This window comes from Methylobacillus arboreus (genome assembly GCF_020532725.1).
In the GTDB taxonomy this organism is placed as follows: Bacteria; Pseudomonadota; Gammaproteobacteria; order Burkholderiales; family Methylophilaceae; genus Methylobacillus; species Methylobacillus arboreus.
On the sequence record NZ_JAJAVC010000003.1, the window covers coordinates 350,811 to 374,641 of the forward strand.

At 55.5% G+C, this 23,831-nt stretch carries 20 protein-coding genes and 3 tRNA genes; 11 read left to right on the forward strand and 12 right to left on the reverse strand.

The genetic code is table 11. The annotated features are described in order from the left end of the window. Positions 1-53: 53 nt before the first annotated feature. Positions 54-953 (reverse strand): alpha/beta fold hydrolase, encoded by a 900-nt coding sequence (locus tag LG198_RS01735; protein WP_230341448.1) that lies wholly within the window; start codon positions 951-953, stop codon positions 54-56. A 160-nt stretch (positions 954-1,113) separates the two neighbouring features. On the opposite strand from LG198_RS01735, the gene LG198_RS01740 reads away from it, so the two are divergent. From LG198_RS01740 to LG198_RS01750, 3 genes are read left to right on the forward strand one after another with little or no spacing between them, the layout of a single operon-like run. Next, positions 1,114-1,626, forward strand: coding sequence for a DUF3016 domain-containing protein (locus LG198_RS01740; RefSeq protein WP_230341449.1), 513 nt, complete (start codon positions 1,114-1,116; stop codon positions 1,624-1,626). A 12-nt stretch (positions 1,627-1,638) separates the two neighbouring features. Then, the gene (locus LG198_RS01745; RefSeq protein WP_230341450.1) at positions 1,639-2,064 is read left to right on the forward strand and encodes a YeeE/YedE family protein; all 426 of its coding nucleotides are present in this window, start codon (positions 1,639-1,641) and stop codon (positions 2,062-2,064) included. 10 nt (positions 2,065-2,074) lie between these two features. Further along, positions 2,075-2,482: a YeeE/YedE family protein gene (locus LG198_RS01750; protein WP_230341451.1), complete on the forward strand. Its 408-nt coding sequence runs from the start codon at positions 2,075-2,077 to the stop codon at positions 2,480-2,482. A gap of 46 nt (positions 2,483-2,528) precedes the next feature. Here the strand turns inward: LG198_RS01750 and LG198_RS01755 are convergent, their stop codons facing one another. Continuing rightward, positions 2,529-3,056 carry a TIGR00645 family protein gene (locus LG198_RS01755; RefSeq protein ID WP_230341452.1) on the reverse strand — a complete coding sequence of 176 codons (528 nt, stop codon included), beginning with the start codon at positions 3,054-3,056 and terminating at the stop codon, positions 2,529-2,531. 46 nt (positions 3,057-3,102) lie between these two features. Then, positions 3,103-3,948, reverse strand: a complete 846-nt coding sequence (locus LG198_RS01760; protein ID WP_230341453.1) for a 23S rRNA (adenine(2030)-N(6))-methyltransferase RlmJ — start codon at positions 3,946-3,948, stop codon at positions 3,103-3,105. Between the two features lie 174 nt (positions 3,949-4,122). Here LG198_RS01760 and LG198_RS01765 point away from each other — a divergent pair, with 174 nt between their 5' ends. From LG198_RS01765 to LG198_RS01795, 7 genes are all read left to right on the forward strand, one after another. Next, on the forward strand, positions 4,123-5,088 hold the full coding sequence (locus LG198_RS01765; protein WP_230341454.1) for a cation diffusion facilitator family transporter: 966 nt from the start codon (positions 4,123-4,125) through the stop codon (positions 5,086-5,088). A gap of 40 nt (positions 5,089-5,128) precedes the next feature. Next, entirely contained in the window at positions 5,129-5,314 is a 186-nt protein-coding gene (locus LG198_RS01770; protein ID WP_230341455.1) for a tautomerase family protein, read from the forward strand. Between the two features lie 60 nt (positions 5,315-5,374). Beyond that, entirely contained in the window at positions 5,375-7,177 is a 1,803-nt protein-coding gene (gene uvrC / locus LG198_RS01775; protein ID WP_230341456.1) for an excinuclease ABC subunit UvrC, read from the forward strand. Further along, positions 7,177-7,743 carry a CDP-diacylglycerol--glycerol-3-phosphate 3-phosphatidyltransferase gene (gene pgsA, locus LG198_RS01780; protein WP_230341457.1) on the forward strand — a complete coding sequence of 189 codons (567 nt, stop codon included), beginning with the start codon at positions 7,177-7,179 and terminating at the stop codon, positions 7,741-7,743. The genes uvrC and pgsA overlap by 1 nt, the downstream gene beginning before the upstream one ends. A gap of 60 nt (positions 7,744-7,803) precedes the next feature. Then, positions 7,804-7,879: transfer RNA gene (locus tag LG198_RS01785), tRNA-Gly, on the forward strand. 73 nt (positions 7,880-7,952) lie between these two features. Next, positions 7,953-8,026, forward strand: a tRNA-Cys gene (locus tag LG198_RS01790). A 31-nt stretch (positions 8,027-8,057) separates the two neighbouring features. Then, a tRNA-Gly gene (locus tag LG198_RS01795) sits at positions 8,058-8,133 on the forward strand. Positions 8,134-8,203: 70 nt separating this feature from the next. Here LG198_RS01795 and LG198_RS01800 read toward each other — a convergent pair. The 5 genes from LG198_RS01800 to LG198_RS01820 form a co-directional block, all read right to left on the reverse strand. Next, the gene (locus tag LG198_RS01800) at positions 8,204-10,936 is read right to left on the reverse strand and encodes an AAA domain-containing protein (protein WP_230341458.1); all 2,733 of its coding nucleotides are present in this window, start codon (positions 10,934-10,936) and stop codon (positions 8,204-8,206) included. Between the two features lie 111 nt (positions 10,937-11,047). Further along, complete coding sequence (locus LG198_RS01805) at positions 11,048-12,352, reverse strand: NTP/NDP exchange transporter (RefSeq protein ID WP_230341459.1); 1,305 nt, start codon at positions 12,350-12,352, stop codon at positions 11,048-11,050. Positions 12,353-12,365: 13 nt separating this feature from the next. Continuing rightward, positions 12,366-13,283: an aldo/keto reductase gene (locus tag LG198_RS01810; RefSeq protein ID WP_230341460.1), complete on the reverse strand. Its 918-nt coding sequence runs from the start codon at positions 13,281-13,283 to the stop codon at positions 12,366-12,368. 308 nt (positions 13,284-13,591) lie between these two features. Beyond that, positions 13,592-15,541 (reverse strand): putative bifunctional diguanylate cyclase/phosphodiesterase, encoded by a 1,950-nt coding sequence (locus LG198_RS01815; RefSeq protein ID WP_230341461.1) that lies wholly within the window; start codon positions 15,539-15,541, stop codon positions 13,592-13,594. 235 nt (positions 15,542-15,776) lie between these two features. Next, on the reverse strand, positions 15,777-16,016 hold the full coding sequence (locus tag LG198_RS01820) for a hypothetical protein (protein WP_230341462.1): 240 nt from the start codon (positions 16,014-16,016) through the stop codon (positions 15,777-15,779). Between the two features lie 199 nt (positions 16,017-16,215). Here LG198_RS01820 and LG198_RS01825 point away from each other — a divergent pair, with 199 nt between their 5' ends. After that, positions 16,216-16,542, forward strand: a complete 327-nt coding sequence (locus LG198_RS01825) for a BON domain-containing protein (RefSeq protein ID WP_230341463.1) — start codon at positions 16,216-16,218, stop codon at positions 16,540-16,542. A gap of 175 nt (positions 16,543-16,717) precedes the next feature. On the opposite strand, the gene LG198_RS01830 is transcribed toward LG198_RS01825, so the two are convergent. The 4 genes from LG198_RS01830 to LG198_RS01845 all read right to left on the reverse strand — a co-directional run bounded on the left by LG198_RS01830 (position 16,718) and on the right by LG198_RS01845 (position 23,775). Further along, complete coding sequence (locus tag LG198_RS01830; RefSeq protein WP_230341464.1) at positions 16,718-18,193, reverse strand: efflux transporter outer membrane subunit; 1,476 nt, start codon at positions 18,191-18,193, stop codon at positions 16,718-16,720. Positions 18,194-18,202: 9 nt separating this feature from the next. Continuing rightward, on the reverse strand, positions 18,203-21,397 hold the full coding sequence (locus LG198_RS01835; RefSeq protein WP_230341465.1) for an efflux RND transporter permease subunit: 3,195 nt from the start codon (positions 21,395-21,397) through the stop codon (positions 18,203-18,205). Positions 21,398-21,419: 22 nt separating this feature from the next. Beyond that, positions 21,420-22,682 (reverse strand): efflux RND transporter periplasmic adaptor subunit, encoded by a 1,263-nt coding sequence (locus LG198_RS01840; RefSeq protein WP_230341466.1) that lies wholly within the window; start codon positions 22,680-22,682, stop codon positions 21,420-21,422. A gap of 259 nt (positions 22,683-22,941) precedes the next feature. Next, positions 22,942-23,775 (reverse strand): alpha/beta hydrolase, encoded by an 834-nt coding sequence (locus tag LG198_RS01845; protein WP_230341467.1) that lies wholly within the window; start codon positions 23,773-23,775, stop codon positions 22,942-22,944. Positions 23,776-23,831: the final 56 nt, after the last annotated feature.

Genomic DNA, 23,831 nt, shown 5'->3' on the forward strand with positions numbered 1-23,831 from the left:
CATGCGGCTTATTTGTTTCTAAAAAGACTTGTTGGCAAAACTTCATAAGGCGCTCAATGATTGCCAATAAATCCAACGATACCCGCTACAACCTCTTCAGACCAGGACCATTGGAAAGAATGCCCCATATCCAGCACGCTTAGTTTCGCATTGGGGATATGTTCAGCCAGGTATTCTCCATGCGCCAGAGGCAGGCAGGGGTCATACTTGCCGTGAATAACCAAGGTAGGTGCTTTGATTTGCTTGACTGCCTCCAGCCTGTCGGGTGATGCGGCGGTTGCCAGTGCGTGGTTGAGTGGTGTGATGCCGGCAGAAGCTTGTTTTGCTACGATACGTAATGTGCGGGTTATTTCCTCTCTTGGGAATGGCCGTGGCCCGCCATAGGTTGCCTGCCATCCCTGGACCAGGTTTTCTTCAAATTCCTCTGCAGTTTGCGGGGGCTTGCGGCTTGACTCCGTGATGTAGTCGAGAAATTTTCGATCAGGAGGCGGCAAGAAAAACTTGCCATTCGGCTTGCCCATTGTCGCCTGTATGTAGGGCCGCTGGTCGGCTGAGGTGGAGATCAATACCAGGCTTTGCACCAGATCGGGATGATGGATGGCCATTAGCTGGGCGATATAGCCTCCCATGGAAATCCCTGCGACGTGTGCTTTCTCGATGCCATATCCTTGCAGGACTGATATGGCGTCTGCTGCAAGCAGTTCCAGATCATAAGGGTTTTCGGCAGAGTTCACGCCTTGCGATTTTCCCGTGTCGCGATGATCATAGCGGATGACGTGAAAACCGGCATTTGACAATTCGGTGCAGAATTTGTCCGACCAGAGAATACCGGGGTTCATCGCGCCCATGACAAGCAGTATTGCCGGTTCATCTTGATTGCCAAAGGACTCTGACCATAAGGTCAGTCCGTCGGAGGTGCTGATATATTTTTCCACGTACTGGTGATTTGCCATTGAGTTTGGTGCCGATATACAAAACGCCAGCAACATCAATAGTCTCGTGCAAGCTTTCATGCTGAGGATCGTATTTAGAACAAGAATTAATATAGGGAGCCGTTGTCAGATTATTTTGACTGCATAATGCCTTTGCTGCAAAGAACATAAGGATGCTTGAATGAAATACGGTATTTTCTTGCTTATGTCGTTAGTATTGCTGCCAGCATCAGCGACAGAGCCGCCGAAGCCGCCTGTCACGGTTGAGTATATCTCGCCGGAGAAATTTACCGATATTTCCAGCACCAATCACGGTCCGCCCAACAGTAGCTATCTTGATCAGCTCAGCAAGCACCTCTCGAAAAAGGCAGCAAGCTATCTCGCGCCAGGAGAGCGACTGACAATCGCGATCAAGGATATCGACATGGCCGGCGGGTTTGAGCCCTGGGTGATGCCGGTCAATCCTGATGTGCGCATGGTCCGGGATATTTATCCGCCGCGCATAGCGCTGAGTTATGAATTGCGCGATGCGCATGGACAGGTGTTAAAGGCTGGTGATGCAAAATTGAGCAATCCGGCGTTTTTGCTAAACCCGCGACCCAATAGCATAGATACCATGCGCCACGAGAAAGCGTTGCTAGATAATTGGCTGAGAAAATCGTTTGCCGAACGCAACGCGAAGTCACTTGAATAAGAGGATATGATCATGACATTGGACTGGGGAAATGCCACGCCGCTGGCCTCGCTGCTGGGCGGGATGCTCATCGGGCTCGCGGCTGCCGTGTTGATAGTGGCGAATGGCAAGGTTGCAGGCATCAGTGGCATTTTGGCAGGCTTGTTGCGGCGGCTTGGTCAGCACAATGCCTGGCGCATTGCTTTTCTGGCGGGGCTCCTGCTTGCTCCTGTTATTTACGCGGTTTATTGGGGGCTGCCTGAGATAGTGGTCACAACAGACTGGGCGTTATTGATCGGTGGCGGGCTGCTGGTCGGTTTTGGCACCCGCCTGGGCAATGGCTGCACCAGTGGTCATGGGGTGTGCGGCATCGCCAGGCTTTCGCCGCGTTCAATTGTGGCAACCCTGGTCTTCATGTCAGTGGCGATGCTGACCGTGTTTGTACGCCACTGGATCTAGGAGGGATGATATGCCGCTGATTGCCGGTCTTTTGTTTGGGTTTGGCTTGATCCTCTCGGGCATGATCAATCCACAAAAGGTACTGGCGTTTCTTGATGTCACCGGGCAATGGGATCCTTCGCTGGCGTTTGTGATGATGGGGGCAATACCCGTTGCTGCCATCGGGTTTGCTTGGATGCGGCCGCGAGAGCGTACTTTCCTGCAGCAGGAAGTGCAGATTCCTCATGCCAGGCAGATTGATGCCAGATTGCTGACAGGGGCTGGCCTGTTTGGGATAGGCTGGGGCTTGGTGGGATATTGCCCGGGACCTGCGTTGGCAGGCTTGGGAGCCGGCCATGTGAGCAGTATTGTCTTTGTGGGCGCCATGATCGCTGGCATGTTGCTGTATCGGTTATTCGAGCATTGGACGCAGAAATAGCCGATATGCGGCAGCAAGCTCCAGGCTTGCTGCCGTTGTTTTTTGCCTAATGCTTTTGATTGTCTGGATGCGCCATGATGCGGTCAATCCAGGCGATGGACACGGCAGAGGCGATAAAGGCCATATGAATCACCGTTTGCCAGATCAGGGTCTTGTCATCCAGGTTTTCGACATTGATGAATGTCTTGAGCAGGTGGATGGAGGAAATGCCAATGATGGACATGGCCAGCTTGACCTTGAGCAGGTTGGCATTGACGTGGGATAGCCAGTCCGGTTCATCCGGGTGGCCGTTGAGGTTGAGGCGTGAAACAAAGGTTTCGTAGCCGCCGATGATCACCATGATCAGCAGATTGGAGATCATGACCACATCAATCAGGCCCAGCACCATGAGCATGATGTCGGCCTCTTGCAGGTGGGGCAGGCGCTCGATCAGGTGGATAAGCTCCTTCATGAACTGGATGACATAGACGATCTGGGCGACGATGAGGCCAAGGTAGAGCGGCAGTTGCAGCCAGCGGCTGCCGAAGAGTATTGCGCTTAAGGGGCTCATTTTTTCACGGCTGGGGGTTGCCATTCGGACTTTCCTTTCTTGCTAAGAGTGATTCATGTCAGGTGTGTGTTCAGGGAATCTGGTGTTCCAGGGTGAAGCTGGCGCCATCGTCCAGTGCCAGTTTCTGCGCGAGATAGGGCAGGGTGTTGTTCAGTGTTTCCGGCAATGTCCACGGTGGATTGATGACGAAGATGCCGCTGCCATGCATGCCGAAACCGTCTTCTGAAGGCGCTTGGATGCTGAGTGTGGCATGCAGCCAACTGGCGGCCCCAAGCTTAGGCAGTTTTTCCTGCAACAGCTTGATTTCCGGCCGCTGCAACAAGGGGTACCACAGCAGGTAAGTGCCTGTGGCAAAGCGTTGCAGGCTATCCTTGAGTGCTTCTACCACACGCTGATAATCGCGTTTTTCCTCATAAGGCGGGTCAATCAACACTACTGCGCGGCGCGGCGGTGGCGGCAGCAGGGCTTTGAGGCCGGCAAACCCATCCTCTTGTTCTATCAATACCTGGCGTCCGGCAGGCTTGAAGTGCTGCCTGAGCAGTTTGGCATCGGTGGGGTGCAGCTCGAACAGGCGCATGCGGTCATGCGGGCGCAATAGAAGCTGGGCGACATTGGGAGAGCCAGGGTAGCGCTTGAGCGTTGGTCCCGGATTCAGTTGCCTGACCAGGTCAATGAATGCTTGCAGTGCCGGTGGTAAATCGTTGGCTTGCCAGAGCCGGGCAATGCCTTGTTCGAATTCGGCATTTTGCATGGCATATCCATGGTCAAGCGCATACATGCCGGCGCCTGCGTGGCTGTCAACATACCAGTAAGGCTTGTCTTTCTGGTTGCTGTAGCTCAGCACTTGGTGCAGTACAAAATGCTTGAGGACATCGGCGTGGTTGCCGGCATGGAAAGCGTGGCGATAACTGAGCATGGGGAGCGGTGGTGAATGATTGGCGACATTATAAAGGAGAGGCCGCCCGGCGTTGCGCTTTCTCCATGAATTTTCCATAAAATCATAATGGTTTCACCACATATGGCGGGATGTTGCGGATATTTCCAGTCTTGGCTTTTTAATTGCCGCCATGCCTGCTAGCATTACACCCCTATGGGATCACATCACCATCACGACCATCATCATGCGCACGGCAGCAGCCAGCCTTCCTTGCTGCTGCCCTTGCTCCTGATTGCGGGCTTTGCGGTAGTTGAAGCTGTTGGCGGCTGGTGGACGGGTTCGCTGGCCTTGCTCAGCGATGCGGGCCATATGGTGTCCGATGCACTGGCGCTGGCGCTTGCATGGCTGGGCAGCTGGATTGCACGCAAGCCGGCGACTCGCAAGCATAACTTCGGCCTGGGGCGTGCCGAGGTGATTGTGGCCTTGGTCAATGCTTTGCTGATGCTGGCGGTGATTGCGGGGATTGTCTATGAAGCGGTGCAGCGCCTTGCCGATCCGCAGCCCGTGCAAGGCGGCGAGGTGATGTTGATTGCCTTTATCGGCATGCTGATCAACATTGTCGTGGCGTGGATGCTGCACAAGGGGCACAGCAGCCTGAACAGTCGCGCCGCATTGCTGCATGTGCTGGGCGACCTGCTGGGTTCGGTGGCTGCAATTATTGCCGGCGCGGTAATCTATTTCACAGGCTGGATGCCGATAGATCCTCTTCTTTCGATTTTCATCTCGGTACTTATTCTTCTTTCCACCTTGCGCCTGTTGGGAGAAGTATTGCATGTGCTCATGGAGGGAGTGCCGCGGCATCTTGATATTCAAGCCGTGGAGCAGGCATTGGCTTCCACTGACAAGGTGCGCGAGGTTCATCATTTGCATATCTGGTCGCTCTCCTCGGAGAGAATTGCGCTTTCCGCCCATGTGGTGCTGGAGGATATGCAGGATTGGCATCCCGTACTGAGCAAGTTGCGCCACATGCTGCATGACAGGTTTAATATTGAGCATGTCACACTGCAGCCGGAAACCGTGACTGCGCTCAGCAATGGCAGCGCCAATTGCTGGCTCACGCAAAAAACTGAACATGCGCATGACCACGATCACGACCATGTGCATGGCCATGCACATTAAGCCCGGATTGATTCCTTAACCCAAGCCAGGAGAAAAAGACATGCCCTACGTCAATATCAAGGTTGCCGGAGCCCTGACGCGCGAGCAAAAGGCCAAGATTGCGGAAGAGATCACTGATACGCTGGAGCGCATCGCCAAGAAACCCAAGTCCTATACCTATATTACTTTTGATGAAGTGGCGGGAGAGAACTGGGCCGTGGCAGGCGAATTGCTGGATAGTGATTAAACAGGTTGCTGCGTTTTACTGAGTTATTATGTTTGGCCGCTATGACGGCCAAAAGCCATTATGTTCGACCCAAAACCGGTACTTAAGAACCTGCCTAACCTGCCCGGCGTTTATCGCATGATCAACGCCGAGGATGAGGTGATCTATGTGGGCAAGGCGCGCGACCTCAAGAAACGCGTTTCGTCCTATTTCCAGAAGAACCTGCCGTCTGCGCGTACGCGCCTGATGGTGTCCAATATCGCCCGCATAGAAACGACGGTAACACGCTCGGAGGCTGAAGCACTCCTGCTTGAGAACAACCTCATCAAGGGCTTCATGCCGCGCTACAATGTGTTGTTCCGTGATGACAAGTCCTATCCCTATATTGCCCTGACAGGCGATACCTTTCCAAGACTGGCTTTCCACCGAGGCGCGCAGCGCAAAGGCAGCAGCTATTTTGGCCCGTTTCCTAATGCCGTAGCGGTACGCGATAGCATCCAGCTCCTGCAAAAGGTATTCCGGCTGCGCACTTGCGAAAATACAGTCTTCGCCAATCGTTCACGCCCTTGCCTCTTGCACCAGATCGAGCGTTGTACCGCGCCTTGTGTGGGTTTTATCTCGGAAGAGGATTATCGCCGCGATGTCATGCATGCCAGCTTGTTCCTGCAAGGCAAGGAGCAGCAGGTGATGGACGAACTTGGCGAAAAGATGAATGAAGCTGCGGAGCAAATGGAATACGAAATGGCGGCTGTGTACCGTGATCGCATCCAGAGCCTGCGCCAGGTGCAGGCCAGGCAGTTTGTGAGCGACTTCAATGTCAGCGATGCCGATGTAATCGCCTGCGCTGAATTCCAAGGCCAATGGTGCGTGAACCTGGTCATGATTCGTGGCGGCCACCATCTCGGCGACAAGAGCTTTTTTCCGAAAAATGCGGACGGCGCCGACCTTGAGACCACCATGGAGGCCTTCCTGGAACAGCACTATATGGCAGGCGTCATCCCGCCACTTTTGATTGTTGGCGCACCGCTGGAGACAGTCACGGCAATGGAAGAGGTATTCAGCGAGCAGGCGGGGCGCAAGATCAAGATTAATACCAATCCCATTGGCGACAAGCGCGTCTGGCTCAAAATGGCGCAAACCAATGCCGAGCTGGCATTGACGCAACGCGCGGCTCAGCAAAGCAACCAGCAAGCCAGGCTCACCGCCTTGCGCGAGGCCCTGGGGTTGCCGGAAAGTACGGAGCGCATCGAATGTTTCGATATCAGCCATACCATGGGCGAAGCCACCGTGGCCTCCTGCGTGGTATTTGATAAAGGCAATATGCAGAATTCCGAGTATCGCCGTTACAATATCACTGGCATCACGCCCGGTGACGACTATGCTGCGATGCGCGATGTCCTGACCCGGCGTTACCGCAAAGTGGCGGCAGGGGAGGGCAAACGTCCTGACCTGGTCTTCATTGACGGCGGCAAGGGACAATTGGGTGTGGCGGTTGAGGTGATGAACGAAGTTGGCCTGCCGGATATTCAATTGGTTGGCATTGCCAAGGGCGAGGAACGCAAACCTGGGCTGGAACAGATGTTCTTTCCCGAACGAGAGGGGCCGGTGGCGCTGAAGAAAGACCATGCCGGCCTGCACCTACTGCAACAGATACGTGACGAGGCGCACCGGTTTGCGATTACCGGCCACCGCGCCAGGCGCGGCAAGGCACGCTTGCATTCAAGCCTTGAGGATATCAGCGGCATAGGCGCCAAGCGCCGCAAAAGCCTGCTGACGCGGTTTGGCGGCCTGGACGGCGTCAAGAATGCCAGCGTGGATGAAATCGCCCAGGTGGATGGCATCAGCCATGCATTGGCACAGAAAATTTATGAGGAGTTGCACTGATGTTCTGGAATGTCCCCAATAGCCTGACGGTGATGCGTATTCTATGCATTCCGCTTTTTGTCGGGATATTCTATTTCCCGGAAACTACCCTGCCCATACACGACAAGAACGTGCTGGCGACCTTCATTTTTGCCTTTGCTGCAATTACAGACTGGTTTGACGGTTACCTGGCGCGCGTGCTCAACCAGACTTCGGCGTTTGGCGCTTTTCTTGATCCTGTGGCAGACAAGCTCATGGTAGCTGCCGCGCTGGTGCTGTTGATCGAGCTGGATCGCGTGGGTGCCGTGGTGGCGTTGATTATTATTGGGCGTGAAATTGCGATCAGCGCCCTGCGGGAGTGGATGGCCGGCATGGGAGAGCGTGGCAGCGTTGCGGTCGCGTATATCGGTAAGGTAAAGACGGCCGTACAGATGGCGGCAATCCTGTTTCTGCTGTACTACGATCCTCTGGGACCGCTCGATATTAAATTCTATGGTCAGGTGCTGATTTACATCGCTGCATTTTTGACATTGGTGTCAATGGCTTATTACTTAAAGGCTGCATGGCCGCGCATGAAAGCGGGTTAACCGCCCTGAAATACGCTTGACACATGCCTGAAAATCCTTAGAATAGCGCCTTCTTTCGATGCGGGAATAGCTCAGTTGGTAGAGCGCAACCTTGCCAAGGTTGAGGTCGCGAGTTCGAGACTCGTTTCCCGCTCCAGAATTTAAAAAGGAAAGCGTTTGGTAAAGCTTTCCTTTTTTATCAGGTACCTAGGTACTCTGATACTGTTTATGGCGCGATAGCAAAGCGGTTATGCCGCGGCCTGCAAAGCCGTTTAGGCCGGTTCGACTCCGGCTCGCGCCTCCAGGTAAATGATTTTGTTTTGCTGTGAAGCAATGCGGGAATAGCTCAGTTGGTAGAGCGCAACCTTGCCAAGGTTGAGGTCGCGAGTTCGAGACTCGTTTCCCGCTCCAGAATTTATCAAAAGCCCTGACTCCGGTTTGGGCTTTTTATTTGCCTTTCATGGTGATGTGTTTCAGCTTTTTACCTGGCAAGATTGACTGGAATGACTGATTCCTCTGTAGGCTGGTTTGATATGGTTTGGGAGTTGTTTCCCCATTGAGCCAGGAATGTAGAGATTTTCTCTTCAATGCTACTTTCGATGGTTTTCAGCCTTAGCAATGGGAGGCTGCTCTTTTCCAGGATGCTGTTCTTCAGCTGGTCCCGTTCTGCTTGCTGTCCAGAATCATGTGTCTTCCCATCTACTTCGATAACCCCTAGCGGTGTTTTTCCTACTTTGAAATAAAGCACAAAATCACAACTGGCACGATTGCGCATAAACTCCTGCTCTCGTGAGGTAAAGCTGTTATTAGTTAACGATACCAATTGAATCAAGGCAACCTGGCTATGGAAGGTTATTGCCCGATATGCATCCTGCGAGAAGGTGTCGCGTAGCAGCCGGGCGATAATCTGTTCCGACTTGAATGCTGAGTCATTCAGGTTCAACTTGGTGTTGAGCTTTTCCAGGGATTGATCATATTCCTGATAAAGCAGGTCGAATGCTGAAACAACCGGGCTGCGTCTAATCTGTTCCTTGTCCGCATAATATTCGATATAACGGATCAGCGCGGCAATGCACCTGTTCTTTTCTGAAAAAACATTGTCGCCTGTCACCAGCGTGAAATTATGCTTGGCACGCGAGACGGCCACGTTGACCAGGTGGGGATTATCCACAAAGCCCACTTTTTGCTGGCTGCTGCGTTTCTTGTCCAGGACGGTGGAAAAAATGATTTCGTCACATTCCCTTCCTTGAAATTTGTGAACTGTGGAATTGACAAAGTCGCTAGGCAGCTGCCTTTTTGCCTGGTTGACCTGGGCGTTATAAGGTGCAATGAATCCTCTGCTTTGTTCCGCATCCCATGAAAGAGGGCCTAATGACTCTAGTTCCCTGAGATTGGAGAGGCGATGCTCATGATTGCCCTTGGCGGTGATAACCAGCGATAACGCTTGCTCGCCATTGTCTTGCGTCATAGGGATGAGTTGATTGTCGTAGAACTGCTTGTTGCAGAACTGGATGATCTTGGGGTGGCAACGATAATGTTCCTTTAATAATGTCGCCGGGAGAGCATGATTGAAAACGCCGATGCATGAATCCAGCAAACTATACCTGACGCAATCATAGAACTCGGCAGGTAACGCAATATCGAGATTCACCGGCACATGCGGAAGTTGCTTGCTGTCGCCAACGATGATCAGGTTCCTGGCGCAGCCTAGGCCCAGAATTCCTGGAACGATGTCCTGTTGAGAAGCTTCATCAATGATGACGTAATCGAGAATGGCATCATTGGCGATGGAATTGATAATGGAGTGGGTGCTGCTGCCGATGATAGGGAAGCGTTTCGTGAATGTGCTGAACCGTTTTTTGTAATCATCTTCGTTGAATTTTTCCTCGCGTGGAATACGCTGATAAAGATGGTGCTTTAGATATGTCATGGAAGTGCTGGTCAACTCATGCAGCAATGCATCGGCATGGTTGTATTCCAGTATTTTCTCAAGTGCTGCCGATACGGCGCTTTTCTGCTGTAGCGCTTTTTCGTAATAGTGCCGCTGCAACGAGTCTATCAGTGACTTGCGTTTCTCCCAGTTGTTCATGAATTTCGTGCGCACGATCCTGAAATTCAGCAACAGTGTCATCCTATGCCAAAGGTTGATGGGCCTCTCGCCAAGGTGAGATAGGTAGGCAATGAGGTCAGTGATTTGTTGTGGCGACAGCTCATACCTTTCAATTGGGGCAGCTTCTTGCGACAGGTTTTCATCTTGCCAACGCTGCAGGTATTGCTGCTCTATGCGCAGTTCATCAATTTCCGCTTTTAGTTGCGCTACTTGGTTTCGTGCATCGAGATACTGCTTCAGCTTTTGCAATGTTGCATCGATATCTTGGATATCGGGTGCAGGGGGTGGCGCTTCTGATGGTGCTTCAGGCGGGTTTTCAAAAAAGGCTTTGCGGTTATCAGTGCTGCCTAGTTTGGCAATCAGATAGTCGAGTCCGGATTTCTGCAGTTTTTCATACACATTGTCCACAGCAGCGTTGTTATTGGACAAAATGGCGACGGTTTTTTGCTGCAACAGGATATTGGCGATGATGTTCAATATCGTCTGGGTTTTTCCAGTTCCCGGAGGGCCCTCGATGAGGCTGATCTGTGAGGAGAATGCCTGCTCCACCGCCTGGAGCTGGCTTGCATTGATGCCGAAGGGATAGATGAAATGCCTGATCTGTTCCCGCGACTGGTTCTTGCCCGTGCAGTATGCATGTAGTGCGGTATCCGGATGTGGCACCACTTTTTCCAACTGGCGTAGGACATTCTCAGCGATAGATTTATTATCGCCAGTTGTCTGATCAATGCGGGCTTGCGCCACCGAAACAAAATAATTAAATATCGTTCCTTCTTTGATCGTGGTTTGCGGAATGAACTCGAGCTCATCCGCTTTCATTAGGTATGGCCTGGAGTTGCCAGGATAGTAGACGGCTGCGTATTTTCCGCCATACACCGTTACCTTCTCGACTGAGTTGAAAATGATGCCTCCTGGCCTTTGGAGCAATCGGCCCTGGATTTCTTCGGTCGGCGTGATCTCGCATGCCGTGATCGGGCGCGTGTAAGTCTTTCCTGAGCGGAAATGGCAGGTCAGCAGCAGTATATCTTTTGCCGCATCGTACCTTAGCGTCCAGTCAGTGATTTTTGTGGTTTTATCGTCACCATCCACAAAGATAGAAACCATGGTTTCCTTGTGCCGTAGCCCGTCAGGCTTCTATTATGCCGTTTCCATCACAGCGCATGCCAAATCAAGCTGAAACTGGCTATGCGCGCACGGTACATTGCAGATACCTCTTCAGGCGGATGAGCTTTTTGCGTGCTCATCTTCATGCCTTGCTTCAAGACGCCTCTGGCTGCGCCCGAGCAGAAGCCCATTGCCTGCCCATACCAGGGCGAATAGGCTACCGAGCAGCATGGCCATAGCAGGCTGGCCTGCCAGCAGATCAATCCCGTGCTTGACCCAGCCGCTCACGGCGTCGCCGCCGCGGTATACGACGGTGTCGATGAAGTTCTTGGCTTTGTATTTCTGCTCGGGGGAAACCGAGGTATAGAGCATTTCGCGTCCTGGGCGCACCAGCGCATATTCGCCAGCGCGGCGCACCACCATGACGACAGCGAGGACCGCAAATACAGGTGCCAGCGCTAGCCAGAGAAAGCCGGCGGCGATCACCAGCGGTACTGCTACGAGCAGCACGCTCACGCCAAGGCGCTGCGCGATCCGGCCGGTCAGGAAGAGCTGGGTCAGTAGCGCCAGCGACTGCACGACAATATCGATAATCCCGAATACCTGGGTTTGCTGGATACGGTCAGGGAAGGTGGCTTCTACCAGCCGCGCCTGCTCAAAGTAAAGAAAGGTATTGGCTGTCGCCAGCAGTATGACAAAAGTGGCGATGCCAAGCAGGTACGGCGAGCGGAAAACAGCCGTGGCGCCCGAGAACGGGTTGCCGCCCAGCGGTTGGGAGCGTGCATGCTCCTCGTCAGCGGACAGCGGATGGTGGTTGCGCCAGCGCTGCAGGCCGATTCCCGCCGCAGCGCTGCCAGCCAGCATCAGTGCCGATAGCACCAGCAATCCGGCGTGGCCTAGCGGCTCGACCAGGAGCGTGCCTAGCACCGGCCCGGCGAGGCCGCCCAGGCTGGCGCCTGCGGCCATTAAGGCAAACAGGCGTTTGGCCTGGGTGCTGGAAAAGATGTCGGCCAGGACGCTCCAGGCCAGCGAGATGGTCAGCATGTTGAAGACCGACAGCCAGATATAAAATGCCCTTGCCACCCATAGATTGTCCGGCTGCAGCGCCATGCCGGCCGCGAAAGCAAGCAGGTTCAAGGTGAAGAAGCCGTAGGTCCAAGGCAGGATGCGGCGGCGCTGTACTTTCGAGGCCAGCCAGCCGAATAGCGGCAGCGCGGCAAGTGTAGCGACGAAGGTCCCGGTGAATAGCCATTGCAGGTTGCGTACGCCTCCCGCCACGCCCATGGTTTCGCGCACCGGGCGCAGCATGAAATAGCCCGCGAACAGCAGGAAGAACATGAGCAGACCGGCCAGCACTGCCGGCGCTTCCTGCTTTTCCACATTGAATAGGCGGCTGACAAGCGAGGATATGTGCATGGAGTGAATTCCCTCAGCCAACCGTGTTGATAAGCGATTGCCGCTGTGCTTCGGTCAGAGCCGGTCCGCTGCCCGCCTTGAGGTTGTCGCTCTGGCGGTCGGGTTTGCCGGTGGCCGGTATCACGGTGGTGACGGCGGGGTGACTCAGGGCAAATCTGAGGAAAGCCTGCGCCCAGGAGGTGATCCCGGCCTCGGCGGCCCAGGATGGCAGTGATTTGCCTTGCACCTTGGAAAACAGGCGGCCGTCGTCGAATGCGCGGTTGATCAGCACTGCCACGCCAAGTTCCCGCGCGACCGGGAAGACTTTCTGTTCCGCACTGCGCGAGATGACGGAGTAATTGATTTGCAGGAAGTCCGGCTTGACCGTACGTACTACCTCGGCCAGCTCATCATGACCGCTGTCCACGTAGTGCGTCAGCCCGGTGTAACGGGTCTTGCCCTGGGCCTTGAGTTCCTTGATGACTTCAAACTGGGTACGCCAATCACGCAGGTTGTGAACCTGGAGCAGTTCCACCTTGTCCGTGCGCAATCGCTTGAGCGAATTCTGGAATTGCGCCAGCCCTGCCTCGCGCCCGGAGGTGCCAAGCTTGGTGGCTAGAAAGGTCTTTGAGCGCAGGCCCAGTTCCTCTAGTAGCTGGCCGATCACATCCTCGGCGGTACCGTAGGAAGGGGCTGTGTCGATGACCGTTGCGCCTCCTGCGAAGAATCGTTTCAGCACTTCACGCAATGGGTCGAGCTCGGCGGCGCTATTGCCGACTTCGAAGCTGCCCGAGCTGCCCATGCCGATGACCGGCAAGCGCTCTCCGCTGGATGGAATGGCACGTGTCTGTATTGTTCCGGACTCCGCTGGATTGGAGAAAGCAGGGCGGGCCAGGGCAATGCCAGCGCTGGCGGCTGCGAGTCCGGAAAGGAAGCTGCGTCGGGAGATCATCGGAAAGCTCCTTATTCAATTAGCAAGGTACATATGAGTTTAATTTTGTTTTTTGGTTAAATAAATGATTTATTTGAATGAGCCGCTGCATTTGAAAGCTGTCATCAAACTTCTCAACGATATTTCACTGCCGGTGGCCAGCTAAAAATTGAGCTAATTGGATTGGCCTCGGAGGATAATCTGGCGTCAAGCACTTACCGAAGAGGGCTGGCTGGAGTGCGATGAGCGGGCAATTCACTTGCCATCGATTCTGGCGACAGTCCATCCACCAGCGGGATCTTCTGTTTGTCTTTTACCTTGCGTCTTCACTATTGCGATAAAAGAGCCGGTCTGTCCGCAAGCCAGGACGGGATGGCCGTTTCCGGGATTGGCGATGAATAGAAATACCCTTGCACCATTATGCCGCCGATTTCCCTGATCACCTGCAATTCCGCCTGCGTTTCCACCCCTTCGATAATACAGTCCAACCCCATGTCGCGGCTTAACGCCAGCAGGGATTTGACGATCTTGAGGCTGGCGAGGTTTTGTTCAATGCCGGTAACAAAGCTGCGGTCGATCTTGATCTTGGTGAGTGAGAGCGCATGCAATTGATTCAGGCTGGAGTAACCGGTGCCAAAGTCGTCCAGTGAAATGCCGCAACCCAGCTTCCTGAGCTTTTCCGTCGCCCATTTTGCCTGGTCCAGATCACGTATGATGGCTGTCTCCGTGATTTCCATATCCAGGCGTTGCGGGTCGAAATTGGCCTGTTTGATCAGGCTGACGAGGCGTTCGACAATGCTGCGTGAACTAAGGTCGTGCACGGACAGGTTGAATGATAGCCGGATGTCGGCAGGCCATTTGGCTGCCGTTGCCAGGGCCTTGCCAAGCAAGATGCGGGTTTGCTTGTTGATGATGCCGGTGCGCTCGGCAATCGGGATGAACTGGGCGGGGGAGACAGGGCCGAGTATGGGGCTGTGCCAGCGTGCAAGCGCTTCGAACGCCGCAGTCTTTCCGGTTTCCAGGTTGATGATGGGCTGGAAGTAGACTTCGAGCTCCTGCTCAAAATCCGCTTTGCGCAACGCTTGCTCGATGCTTGCTTCCTGCTGGATGAGGTTTCTGTGGCTGGCGGAAAACAGGGTGACCTTGCTGCGGTTGTTGCGCTTGCCGTGATAGAGGGCGTAGTCCGCATGTTCGAACAACTCGGTGGCGTTGCTTGCCATGTCAGGATAGGTGGCGAGCCCTATGGAGGCGGAAATGTGAATGCTGTTGCCAGCAATCGTAAAAGGTTGGCGCAGGGAATTGCAGACCCGGTTGCCGAATGCCAGCAATGCTTCATTATTCCCAGGCCTTGTGATGATGAGGGCAAACTCGTCGCCACCCAGGCGGGCTAGGTGGGTATGCTCGTCGCACAGTTGCTGGATTCTTTTGCCGGCCGTAAAAAGCAGCTTATCCCCAATACTGTGTCCATAGAGATCATTGACGGGCTTGAATCCATCAAGGTCGAGGATACCTAATACAAAGCGGCTGCCCTTGTTTGCAGCTTGTGTACAGCAGGCTTTGAGCTCGGTAAAGAATTTGCGCCGGTTAGGCAGCATGGTCAGGCTGTCCATGTTGGCAAGATGGAAGTTTTCGTTGCTTAGTGCTTCCGCCTGGGCCTGCGCATCGATCAGATGTTTGAAATCACGGTAATAGATATGCAGGATGATCAGCATGGTGGCGGAAACCATCGCCACATTGAGCGATGTTGCGATGAAGGTTGGCTTGCCGGTAGAGGCAAAGAAAATAACGAAGCTGGTATTGACGACGGCGGTGGTGATCAATGCTGCGGAGCGTAAATGCATGAGGCAAAAGATACAGCCGATGACGGTGATGCCCATGTAAAACGCGACATGCGATTGCTGATAGGCGTTGCCATAGGGAAATAGCAGAATCGCCCACACCGTGAAGCTCAATGCAATCGGGGCGGCAATCAAGCTTGTGCGTTTGAGGGTTTGCCTGGCGGTTTCGTCAGTAGGGTCCCTGTTGCGGCTGCGGAGCCAGAAGATGAAACGGATGAAACAAACGACGGTGAGGATGGCTGGGTAGTCCAGTGTCAGCCAGTGTGGCGCGCTGTCGATATGGGTGCTGCTCAATATCCAGCTGTTGACCAGCAGGATGAAGTACATCAGGGGAAGTTGTGTGGAAAAGGCCTTGTACTGCGCCTTGAGCAGTAATGGATTGTCCTGCTCAATAGAAAAACCTTGCTTGACTCCCCGCCATATTTCCCGATGCCATGACATGCAACGCTCCCTTGAAATTTGGTTTTTTAGTTGTTGTTATCTGCGGCATTGTTATTGTTGTAATGATTATTGACTAATAATGCGCCAATAGTAAATATTTTATCAACGGCAATAGGGATTAAGTTCTATCAAGTAGGCTAATTGACCGAGCAGAGTTGGCGCTGCCGTAACATGTTGCAAGAGGCGGCAACGCCATATTTGGAGGTCTTGTCTTTAAGTCACGTTGAGGCGACGCCTAGCTCTTGGTCGCTGACAGGCGGGTGCTGGGAACGTCTGGCAGCCGCATGATCTTATCGATGGCAAGCCTTGCCATCGCCCAGGAACGCTCTTCACGCATCTGTGCTTTCTCACTCTCGCTATGGGGCAGGAACTGCCCGCCAAACGTCAGGGAATGACGGACTGTGGTATTTTCATTCATGTAGGCTTTGACGACATCTTGTACACGCTCTTCGCGGCTTTTGTATAACGAGGGCATTGCTTATCCTTCTTGTATGCTCTGAAATGCACAATGTTTTTATCTTACCTGCCAGAACCAAGGTTGTGCCAGGATATTTCTCATAGATCCCGGCCGATTCATAGTTGTGAATTCCTACAATACGTTCGGAATATGACCGCTAATCGCTCACCCGCAAAGTTACTAGTATGAAATGCATATTAAAATTGAGGGTAAATGTATGCGGTTTTTCAAACTGTCATTGCTGATGCTGGCGTTGTCATTGCCATTGTCGGGTCATGCCGAAGATAATGAATCCTTGACCACTTATACGGATGATTCCGCCACGACAGGCAAGGTAAAGGCTGCGTTGGCGCGGGACCAGATGTTGAGCGCGCTGGATATCAAGGTGAAATCCGACGACTTGGGCGCGGTGCATCTCAGCGGTTCCGTGCGATCACAAACAGAAGTCAGCCAGGCGGCGATTGTGGCCAGGAGCGTCAGCGGCGTGGTATCCGTGCAGAATGATATTGTCATTGATGCGCCTGATTCTGTGAAATCCAAGTGACGTGCTCGGGATATAATGATCAGGTTAGTGCAGAGAATAAGGTAGTAAGCCTGCTTGCAGGCCGATGAGCCGTCATTGACCCAGTGTGACTCTGCCGATATGGATTGGGCGCACTAACACCTTATAAAAAAACAGGCCATGCAAAATGCATGGCCTGTTTTGTTTTGGCTGTTGCCTATTGCTGCAGGGCGACCGGTGTTCCTGCTCTAACGGGCTGTTGCCAGCTGCCGCCCAGGGCACGAATCAGGTTGACCGTGGCGCGCGCGCGTTCGCCATCCAACTGCAGGGTGGCGCGTTTCTGCAGCAGCAGGGTGCGATCCGCGTCTATTACTTCCAGATAGCTTACCAGTCCCTCGCGGTAACGGCTTTGCGCCAGGTTGCTGGCGCGTACCGAGGATGCCACGGCGCTATCCTGCACCTCGGATTGGTTGTCCAGGATGCGCAGGCTGGCAAGATTGTCCTCAACCTCGCCGAACGCATTGAGCACGGTCTGACGGTATCTGGCCACATCTTCTTCATAGGCTGCCCGTGCACGTTCCAGGCCGGCTTCACGGCGGCCGCCGTCAAAGATGGGCATGGAGAGCATGGTGCCGATCAAGGGGCCGAGCAGGAATGTGCGGCTGGACCATTCGAACAAGTTGCCTAGCTCGGAAGATTCATAGCCAAGCGCGCCGGTGATGTTGAGACGCGGGAAGTAAGCCGCTTTGGCAACGCCAATGCGCGCGTTGGCGGCAGCCATGGCGCGCTCGGCTGCTGCAATGTCCGGCCTGCGTTCCAACAAGGATGAAGGCAATCCAGCAGGTACGTTGATGCTGACGCGTTGCAGCGGGGTAGCCGCCAGGCTGAACTCCGAGGGCGATTTGCCCAAGAGGATGGCCAGTGCATGTTCGGCAATCGCGCGGCGGCGGGTCACTCCCAACTCTTCAGATTGCGCGGCTGCCAGCTCGGTTTTGGCGCGTGCCAGTTCCAACTCGCTGATATCGCCTGCATCGTAGCGGTGCTGCGTCAATTGCACCGTCTGCTCGCGCAGCTTGACCGTGTTGCGGTAGATCTCCCGCTCCGCATCCAGCTCGCGTATGGTGAAGTATTGCTCTGCCACGTCGGCCTGCAAGGATAGCAAGACCGAACGCAGCAGCGCGGCGCTCTGCTCGGCATCGGCCTGGGCAGCGTTCACCAATGAGGAAACACGGCCGAACAGGTCGGCCTCGTAGGCGAATTGAGCCTGTGCACGCCACAGCGTTTGTTCGCTGCCGTTCTCGGTACGCTGGGCATCCGGCGATACACGCTGGTGTCCAGGGCTTATCCCGCCGCTGATCTGCGGATAGCGTGCGGAACGCTCATCCTTGAACAGCGCCCGTGATTGCGCAAGCCTAGCTGCCGCAGCCTGCAGGTTTTGGTTGGCGGCTAGTGCTTGATCCTCCAGGTTGTCCAGCGTGGGGTCGTTGAATACCTGCCACCACTGGCCGCGATGGTCGGTCTCGGCCGGTTCTGCCGTTTTCCACTGGCTGGATTGTTCGCCAGCCTGGATGGCGCTGGCTTCCTTGAATTGCGCAGGCGTTACCACGCTGGGTTTTTCATATACCGGCGCTACCGAGCACGCTGCCAGCAGCAGCGTGGCGGTGAGCAGGGATAAGGTCTTGATTGGTTTCATGATGTTTTCCTATACCAAATGGCTGGCAGCAGGGCCGGATACATGGGGCTTGTGTTCGGTAGCGGAGTGCAGCTTGCGGCCGCCGCTCAGTGTGCGCAGCAATACATAGAACACCGGGGTTAGGAACAGGCCGAACAGGGTCACGCCTAGCATGCCAAAGAAGACGGCGATACCCATGGCGTAACGCATCTCGGAGCCTGCGCCGCTGGAAGTCACCAACGGCACCACGCCCATGATGAAGGCGATGGAGGTCATGAGGATGGGGCGCAGCCGCAGGCGGCTGGCCTCGATTGCGGCCTTGACGATGCTGCTGCCTTGCAGCTCCAGTTCACGCGCAAACTCGACGATCAGGATGGCGTTTTTGCAGGCAAGGCCCACCAGTACCATGAGGCCGATCTGGGTGAAGATGTTGTTGTCGCCCTTGGTCAGCCATACGCCGGTAAGCGCTGCCAGTATGCTCATGGGCACGATCAGGATCACGGCCAGCGGCAGGGTTAGACTCTCATACAGCGCAGCCAGCACCAGGAACACCAGCAGCACGCTGATCGGGAACACCCAGATGCCTGCATTGCCAGCGATGATCTGCTGATAGGTGAGGTCGGTCCACTCGAACTTGATGCCCGGCGGCAGGGTTTGGGCGGCGATCCTTTCCACCGCTGCCTGTGCCTGACCCGAGGAATAGCCCGGGGCTGGCCCGCCGTTGATGTCGGCTGCGGTGTAACCGTTATAGCGCACTACCATTTCGGGGCCATAGGTCGGGGTGACCTTGACCAAGGAGGACAGCGGCACCATGTCGCCAGCGCTGTTGCGCGTTTTCAACTGCAGGATATCTTCTGCCCGTGCGCGGTAGGGAGCATCAGCCTGGGCACGCACTTGGAACACGCGGCCGAAGCGGTTGAAGTCGTTGATGTAGAGCGAGCCCAGGTAGATCTGCATGGTGTCAAAAACCTCGGTTACCGGCACGCCGAGCTGCTTGGCCTTGGCACGATCGAGGTCCACGTTGAGCTGCGGCACGTTGATCTGGTAGTTGGTGAACATGGGACCCAGTTCGGGAGCCTTGGAAGCCTCAGCTACGAAAGCGTTGACGGCACTGTCCAGCTCGGCGTAGCCGAGCGCGCCCCTGTCTTCGATCTGCAGCTTGAATCCGCCTATAGTGCCCAGCCCCATGACGGGCGGGGGCGGGAACACGGCGATGTAGGCATCCTGTATCTGGCCAAACTTTTCGTTGAGCGATTGCGCAATGGCGGCTGCCGACAGCTCCTTGCCCTTGCGTTCACTGAACGGCTTCAGCGGGGTGAAGACGATGCCGGCGCTGGAACTGTTGGTGAAGCCATTGATGGAAAGGCCGGGGAAGGCGACGGCGTTTTCCACGCCCGGCTGTTGCAATGCGATTTCGCTCATGCGGCGAATGACTTCCTCGGTGCGTTCCAGCGAGGCGCCGCTAGGCAGTTGGGCGAAGCCGACTAGGTACTGCTTGTCCTGCGCCGGGACGAAGCCGCCGGGCACGATCAATGAGATGCCTACAGTCAGGCCCAGCAACACGGCATAGACACTCATCGCTGAAGCCTTGCGATTGATGATGCCCTTGACGCCCTTACCGTAGTTGTCGGAAGCACGACTGAACATGTTGTTGAACCGGGCGAAGAAGCCGCCCAGCCAGCGGTCCATGAAGCGGGTGAGCCAGTCTTTCTTGTCGTGGTGGCTCTTGAGCAGCAAGGCGGACAGGGCTGGCGAGAGCGTCAGCGAGTTGAACGCCGAGATCACGGTAGAAATGGCGATGGTCATGGCGAACTGCTTGTAGAACTGGCCGGTGAGGCCGGTCATGAAGGCCAACGGCACGAACACAGCGATCAGGGTCAGCGCAATCGCGATAATCGGGCCGCTTACCTCGCGCATGGCCTGGTAGGTGGCGTCGCGGGGGCTGAGGCCGGCGGCGATGTTGCGTTCCACATTTTCCACCACGACGATGGCGTCATCCACCACGATACCGATTGCCAGCACCATGCCGAACAGGGAGAGTGCATTGATCGAGTAGCCGAAGGCCAGCATCAAGGCAAAGGTGCCGATGATGGAAACCGGCACTGCCAGCAAGGGGATGATGGAGGCGCGCCAGGTTTGCAGGAACAGGATCACCACCAACACCACTAGCGCAATCGCTTCCAGCAGGGTAGTGACCACGGCGCGGATGCTGGAACGCACGAACTGCGTGGGATCGTAGACGATATGGTATTCCACCGACTCAGGGAAGTCGGCAGCCAGCTCCTTCATGGCGGCGCGCACGGCGTCGGAAATCGCCAGCGCGTTGGCGCCTGGAGCCTGGAATATGGGAATGGCGACGGCGGGCTTGTTGTCGAGCAGCGAGCGCAGGCCGTATTCCGAGGCAGCCAGTTCGATGCGGGCCACGTCGGAAAGACGGGTAATGCCGCCGTCGGATGAGGTCTTGAGAATGATGCCGGCAAATTCTTCCTCGGTGCGGAGGCGGCCCTGGGCATTGACCGAGAGTTGCAGCGGCACGCTCTTGGCATTGGGCGAGGCGCCGATCACGCCTGCAGCCACCTGCACGTTTTGCTCGCGAATGGCCTCTACTACATCAGAGGCGGTCATGCCGCGTTGCGCCACTTTCTGCGGATCCAGCCAGATGCGCATGGCGTAGTTGCCGGAACCGAACAGGCCGACCTCGCCCACACCTTGAATGCGCGCCAGCCTATCCTTGACGTTGATCACGGCATAGTTGCGCAGGTAGGTCATGTCGTAGCGGTTGTCCGGCGATGCCAGGTGCACGACCATGGTCAGCGTCGGCGAGCTTTTCAGCGTGGTCAGGCCCAGACGTTGTACGTCGGGCGGCAACCTGGGCAGGGCCTGGTTTACGCGGTTCTGCACCAGTTGCTGCGCCTTGTCCGGGTCCACGCCGAGCTTGAAATTGACGGTGATGGTGAGGTTGCCGTCGCTGTTGGCTTGCGACTGCATATAGATCATGTCTTCCACGCCGTTGATGGATTCCTCCAGCGGCGAGGCTACGGTTTCCGCAATCACTTTGGGGTTGGCGCCGGGGTATTGCGCGCGCACTACCACGGACGGCGGCACCACTTCCGGGTATTCCGAAATGGGCAGCTGGAACATGGCCAAGGCGCCGCCCAGCAGGATCAGCATCGAGAGTACGCCCGCAAAGATCGGGCGGTCTATGAAAAATTTCGATATATTCATTTTAGTTTTTCCCTGGGCGGCTTCACGCGTTCACGGCCTTGCCGCCCTTGGCTGGCAAGGTGCGAGAGGAGGCCGTGATACCGCTGGGTTGGTCAGCATCAGGTATAAGTTGAGTGGAAATTTGTTCGTTGCCTGGCATGGCAACAATGTGCGGATTGACCTGGCTGCCAGGGCGTACGCGTTGTAATCCGTTGACGACAATGCGCTCGCCGGCCTTGAGCCCGCTTTCCACGATGCGCAGATTGCCTTGCGGCGCACCAATTTGGACCTCGCGGTAATTGGCCTGCCCCTTGTCATCCACCACCAGGACAAAGCGCTTGTCCTGATCGGTACCCACGGCTTTTTCGTCAATCAGCAGGGCTTCGCGTTGTGAGCCGCTGCCGATGCGTACCCGGGCATAAAGGCCAGGCAATAGCTGTCCATTGCCGTTTTCAAATACGGCGCGGACGCGGATAGTGCCCGATGCCGGATCCAGGCGGTTGTCTACCGAACCTATATGGCCCTGGCGGCTGAACCCTTCTTCATTGGCCAGTCCTAGTAGCACCTTGATTGCCTTGGAGTTGCTGGATTGCTCGGGGCTGATGAACTTGAGGTAGCTCTGTTCATCGACTTCAATCGCGGCATAGATATTAGCGGTAGAAACCAGGGTGGTGAGCGGCACCGAGTTGGCGCCCGCGGAAACGATATTGCCCAGGGTGACTTCCGCGCGGGAGATTCTGCCGGTGACCGGAGCAGTAATGCGGCTATATTCCAGGTTAAGGCGCGCGGTCTGTAGCGAGGCCTGGGCGGCAAGCAGGGCGGCCTTGGCTTCCAGTGCAGCGTTGCGCTTTTCTTCATAATCGCGGCGCGCGATCGCGTTATCGCCGATCAGACGCTCCGCGCGCTCCAGGTCGTGGCTGGTGTAGTCCAGCCTGGCCTCCGCACCCGTGAGCTGGGCTTGGGCGCGTGCCACTTCAGCCTCGAACGGGCGCGGATCTATGGTGAAGAGCGTATCGCCTTTTTTCACCAGGTCGCCATCCTTGAAATGGATCTTGGTCAGCGTGCCGGAAACCAGCGGGCGTATTTCTACCCGCTCCACCGCTTCCAGGCGCCCGGAATAGTCCTGCCAGTCCGTGACCTGGCGGCTTTCCACCACGGCTACGTCTATGGTAGCCGCCTGTACTGCGGCAGGCTGGTCGGCGTGAGCCTGGTTGCCGGTTTGCGACAAAATCACGCCGCCGCTCCCGATTAACAGGACAGCGGCGATCATGGCAGCTATTTTTTTCTGGCGTATTGAGTTAGGCATGATGATCCTCGTCTTTGATATTGAAATTGAAATCTGGGTGTTAGAGCCTGTTCACCATCTTTTCATGGGGTACGCATGGCTTCAAAACACGTCCGATCAAGGCGCAGTCCGCAGGTAATGCTTATTGCCTTGCCAAGGACTGCAACGCAGAGCGGGCGCGTTTTGGGGCCATGCCCTTTGGGTTGCCCCGTCAGCGCAGCCGCTGCTGCGTTGCAAATCCTCGCCGGGCAATAAGCCCGTCTGCGGTTTGCGCCTTGCATCACCTACCCTGCCGGGACAACGTACCCGATGAAAAGATGGTGAACAGGCTCTTGGTTTGCCTGCGCAGGAAATCGACAATTTCGCGCAGCACCGGCACATGGGTATGCAATTCGGCATGCTTCACGCCGGCAAAGCGTGAAAACTGGGTGGGAATGCCGGCCTTGATCAGGGCGCTGGCATATTTCTCTGCCTCGGCATGCAACACATCGCATTCCGCAGTAGCGATCATGGCGGGAGGAAGTCCCGCAAGCCGCAGCGATTCCAGTGGCGCAGCATATGGGTGCAGTCGTTGCATGCAGTGGGGCAGGTATTGCTGGTAACGTTGTGCGCATTGTGCAGAGGTGAGGTCTGACTTGATCCTAGCCGCATCATCGAGCAAGGTCATGCTCGGGTCCAGCATGGGCACGATCAGCACTTGCGCCGTGATCTTGAATTCCCTTCGGTCCCGGGCCATCATGCTCAGGCTGGTGGCAATGCTGCCGCCGGCGTCATCACCCGCGACAATCAACAAATCGGCAACGGCATGCAGCCTGACTGCGTTGCGCACGGCCCATTGCGCAGCAGCATAGGCATCTTCAGGCGCAGCGGGGAAGGGGTGCAGCGGCGCCAGCGCGTAATCCACCGACACCACCACGGCAGGGCAGTGTTGTGCAATGAAGCTGGCGGGGATTTCCGCATCTTCCAGGCTGCCGCTGTTGAAGCCGCCGCCATGGAAATACAGCACCAGCGGCAATGGCTGGTGCTGGTTTTCCGCGGCATATAGACGTACGGGAATCGCACCTTGAGGGCCAGGGATAATGAAATTCTCGCTGCGGGGAGCTGGTGTATTCACAATCGCGTCATGTTCAACCGTTATTGGATAAAAGCGATTGTGACTGTGATCATTAA

What these genes read in the sequence shown, in the direction of transcription:
- LG198_RS01735 (WP_230341448.1), bottom strand. Translation starts at nt 953, where the DNA reads ATGGCAAATCACCAGTACGTGGAAAAATATATCAGCACCTCCGACGGA.
- LG198_RS01740 (WP_230341449.1), top strand. Translation starts at nt 1,114, where the DNA reads ATGAAATACGGTATTTTCTTGCTTATGTCGTTAGTATTGCTGCCAGCA.
- LG198_RS01745 (WP_230341450.1), top strand. Translation starts at nt 1,639, where the DNA reads ATGACATTGGACTGGGGAAATGCCACGCCGCTGGCCTCGCTGCTGGGC.
- LG198_RS01750 (WP_230341451.1), top strand. Translation starts at nt 2,075, where the DNA reads ATGCCGCTGATTGCCGGTCTTTTGTTTGGGTTTGGCTTGATCCTCTCG.
- LG198_RS01755 (WP_230341452.1), bottom strand. Translation starts at nt 3,056, where the DNA reads ATGGCAACCCCCAGCCGTGAAAAAATGAGCCCCTTAAGCGCAATACTC.
- LG198_RS01760 (WP_230341453.1), bottom strand. Translation starts at nt 3,948, where the DNA reads ATGCTCAGTTATCGCCACGCTTTCCATGCCGGCAACCACGCCGATGTC.
- LG198_RS01765 (WP_230341454.1), top strand. Translation starts at nt 4,123, where the DNA reads ATGGGATCACATCACCATCACGACCATCATCATGCGCACGGCAGCAGC.
- LG198_RS01770 (WP_230341455.1), top strand. Translation starts at nt 5,129, where the DNA reads ATGCCCTACGTCAATATCAAGGTTGCCGGAGCCCTGACGCGCGAGCAA.
- uvrC (WP_230341456.1), top strand. Translation starts at nt 5,375, where the DNA reads ATGTTCGACCCAAAACCGGTACTTAAGAACCTGCCTAACCTGCCCGGC.
- pgsA (WP_230341457.1), top strand. Translation starts at nt 7,177, where the DNA reads ATGTTCTGGAATGTCCCCAATAGCCTGACGGTGATGCGTATTCTATGC.
- LG198_RS01800 (WP_230341458.1), bottom strand. Translation starts at nt 10,936, where the DNA reads ATGGTTTCTATCTTTGTGGATGGTGACGATAAAACCACAAAAATCACT.
- LG198_RS01805 (WP_230341459.1), bottom strand. Translation starts at nt 12,352, where the DNA reads ATGCACATATCCTCGCTTGTCAGCCGCCTATTCAATGTGGAAAAGCAG.
- LG198_RS01810 (WP_230341460.1), bottom strand. Translation starts at nt 13,283, where the DNA reads ATGATCTCCCGACGCAGCTTCCTTTCCGGACTCGCAGCCGCCAGCGCT.
- LG198_RS01815 (WP_230341461.1), bottom strand. Translation starts at nt 15,541, where the DNA reads ATGTCATGGCATCGGGAAATATGGCGGGGAGTCAAGCAAGGTTTTTCT.
- LG198_RS01820 (WP_230341462.1), bottom strand. Translation starts at nt 16,016, where the DNA reads ATGCCCTCGTTATACAAAAGCCGCGAAGAGCGTGTACAAGATGTCGTC.
- LG198_RS01825 (WP_230341463.1), top strand. Translation starts at nt 16,216, where the DNA reads ATGCGGTTTTTCAAACTGTCATTGCTGATGCTGGCGTTGTCATTGCCA.
- LG198_RS01830 (WP_230341464.1), bottom strand. Translation starts at nt 18,193, where the DNA reads ATGAAACCAATCAAGACCTTATCCCTGCTCACCGCCACGCTGCTGCTG.
- LG198_RS01835 (WP_230341465.1), bottom strand. Translation starts at nt 21,397, where the DNA reads ATGAATATATCGAAATTTTTCATAGACCGCCCGATCTTTGCGGGCGTA.
- LG198_RS01840 (WP_230341466.1), bottom strand. Translation starts at nt 22,682, where the DNA reads ATGCCTAACTCAATACGCCAGAAAAAAATAGCTGCCATGATCGCCGCT.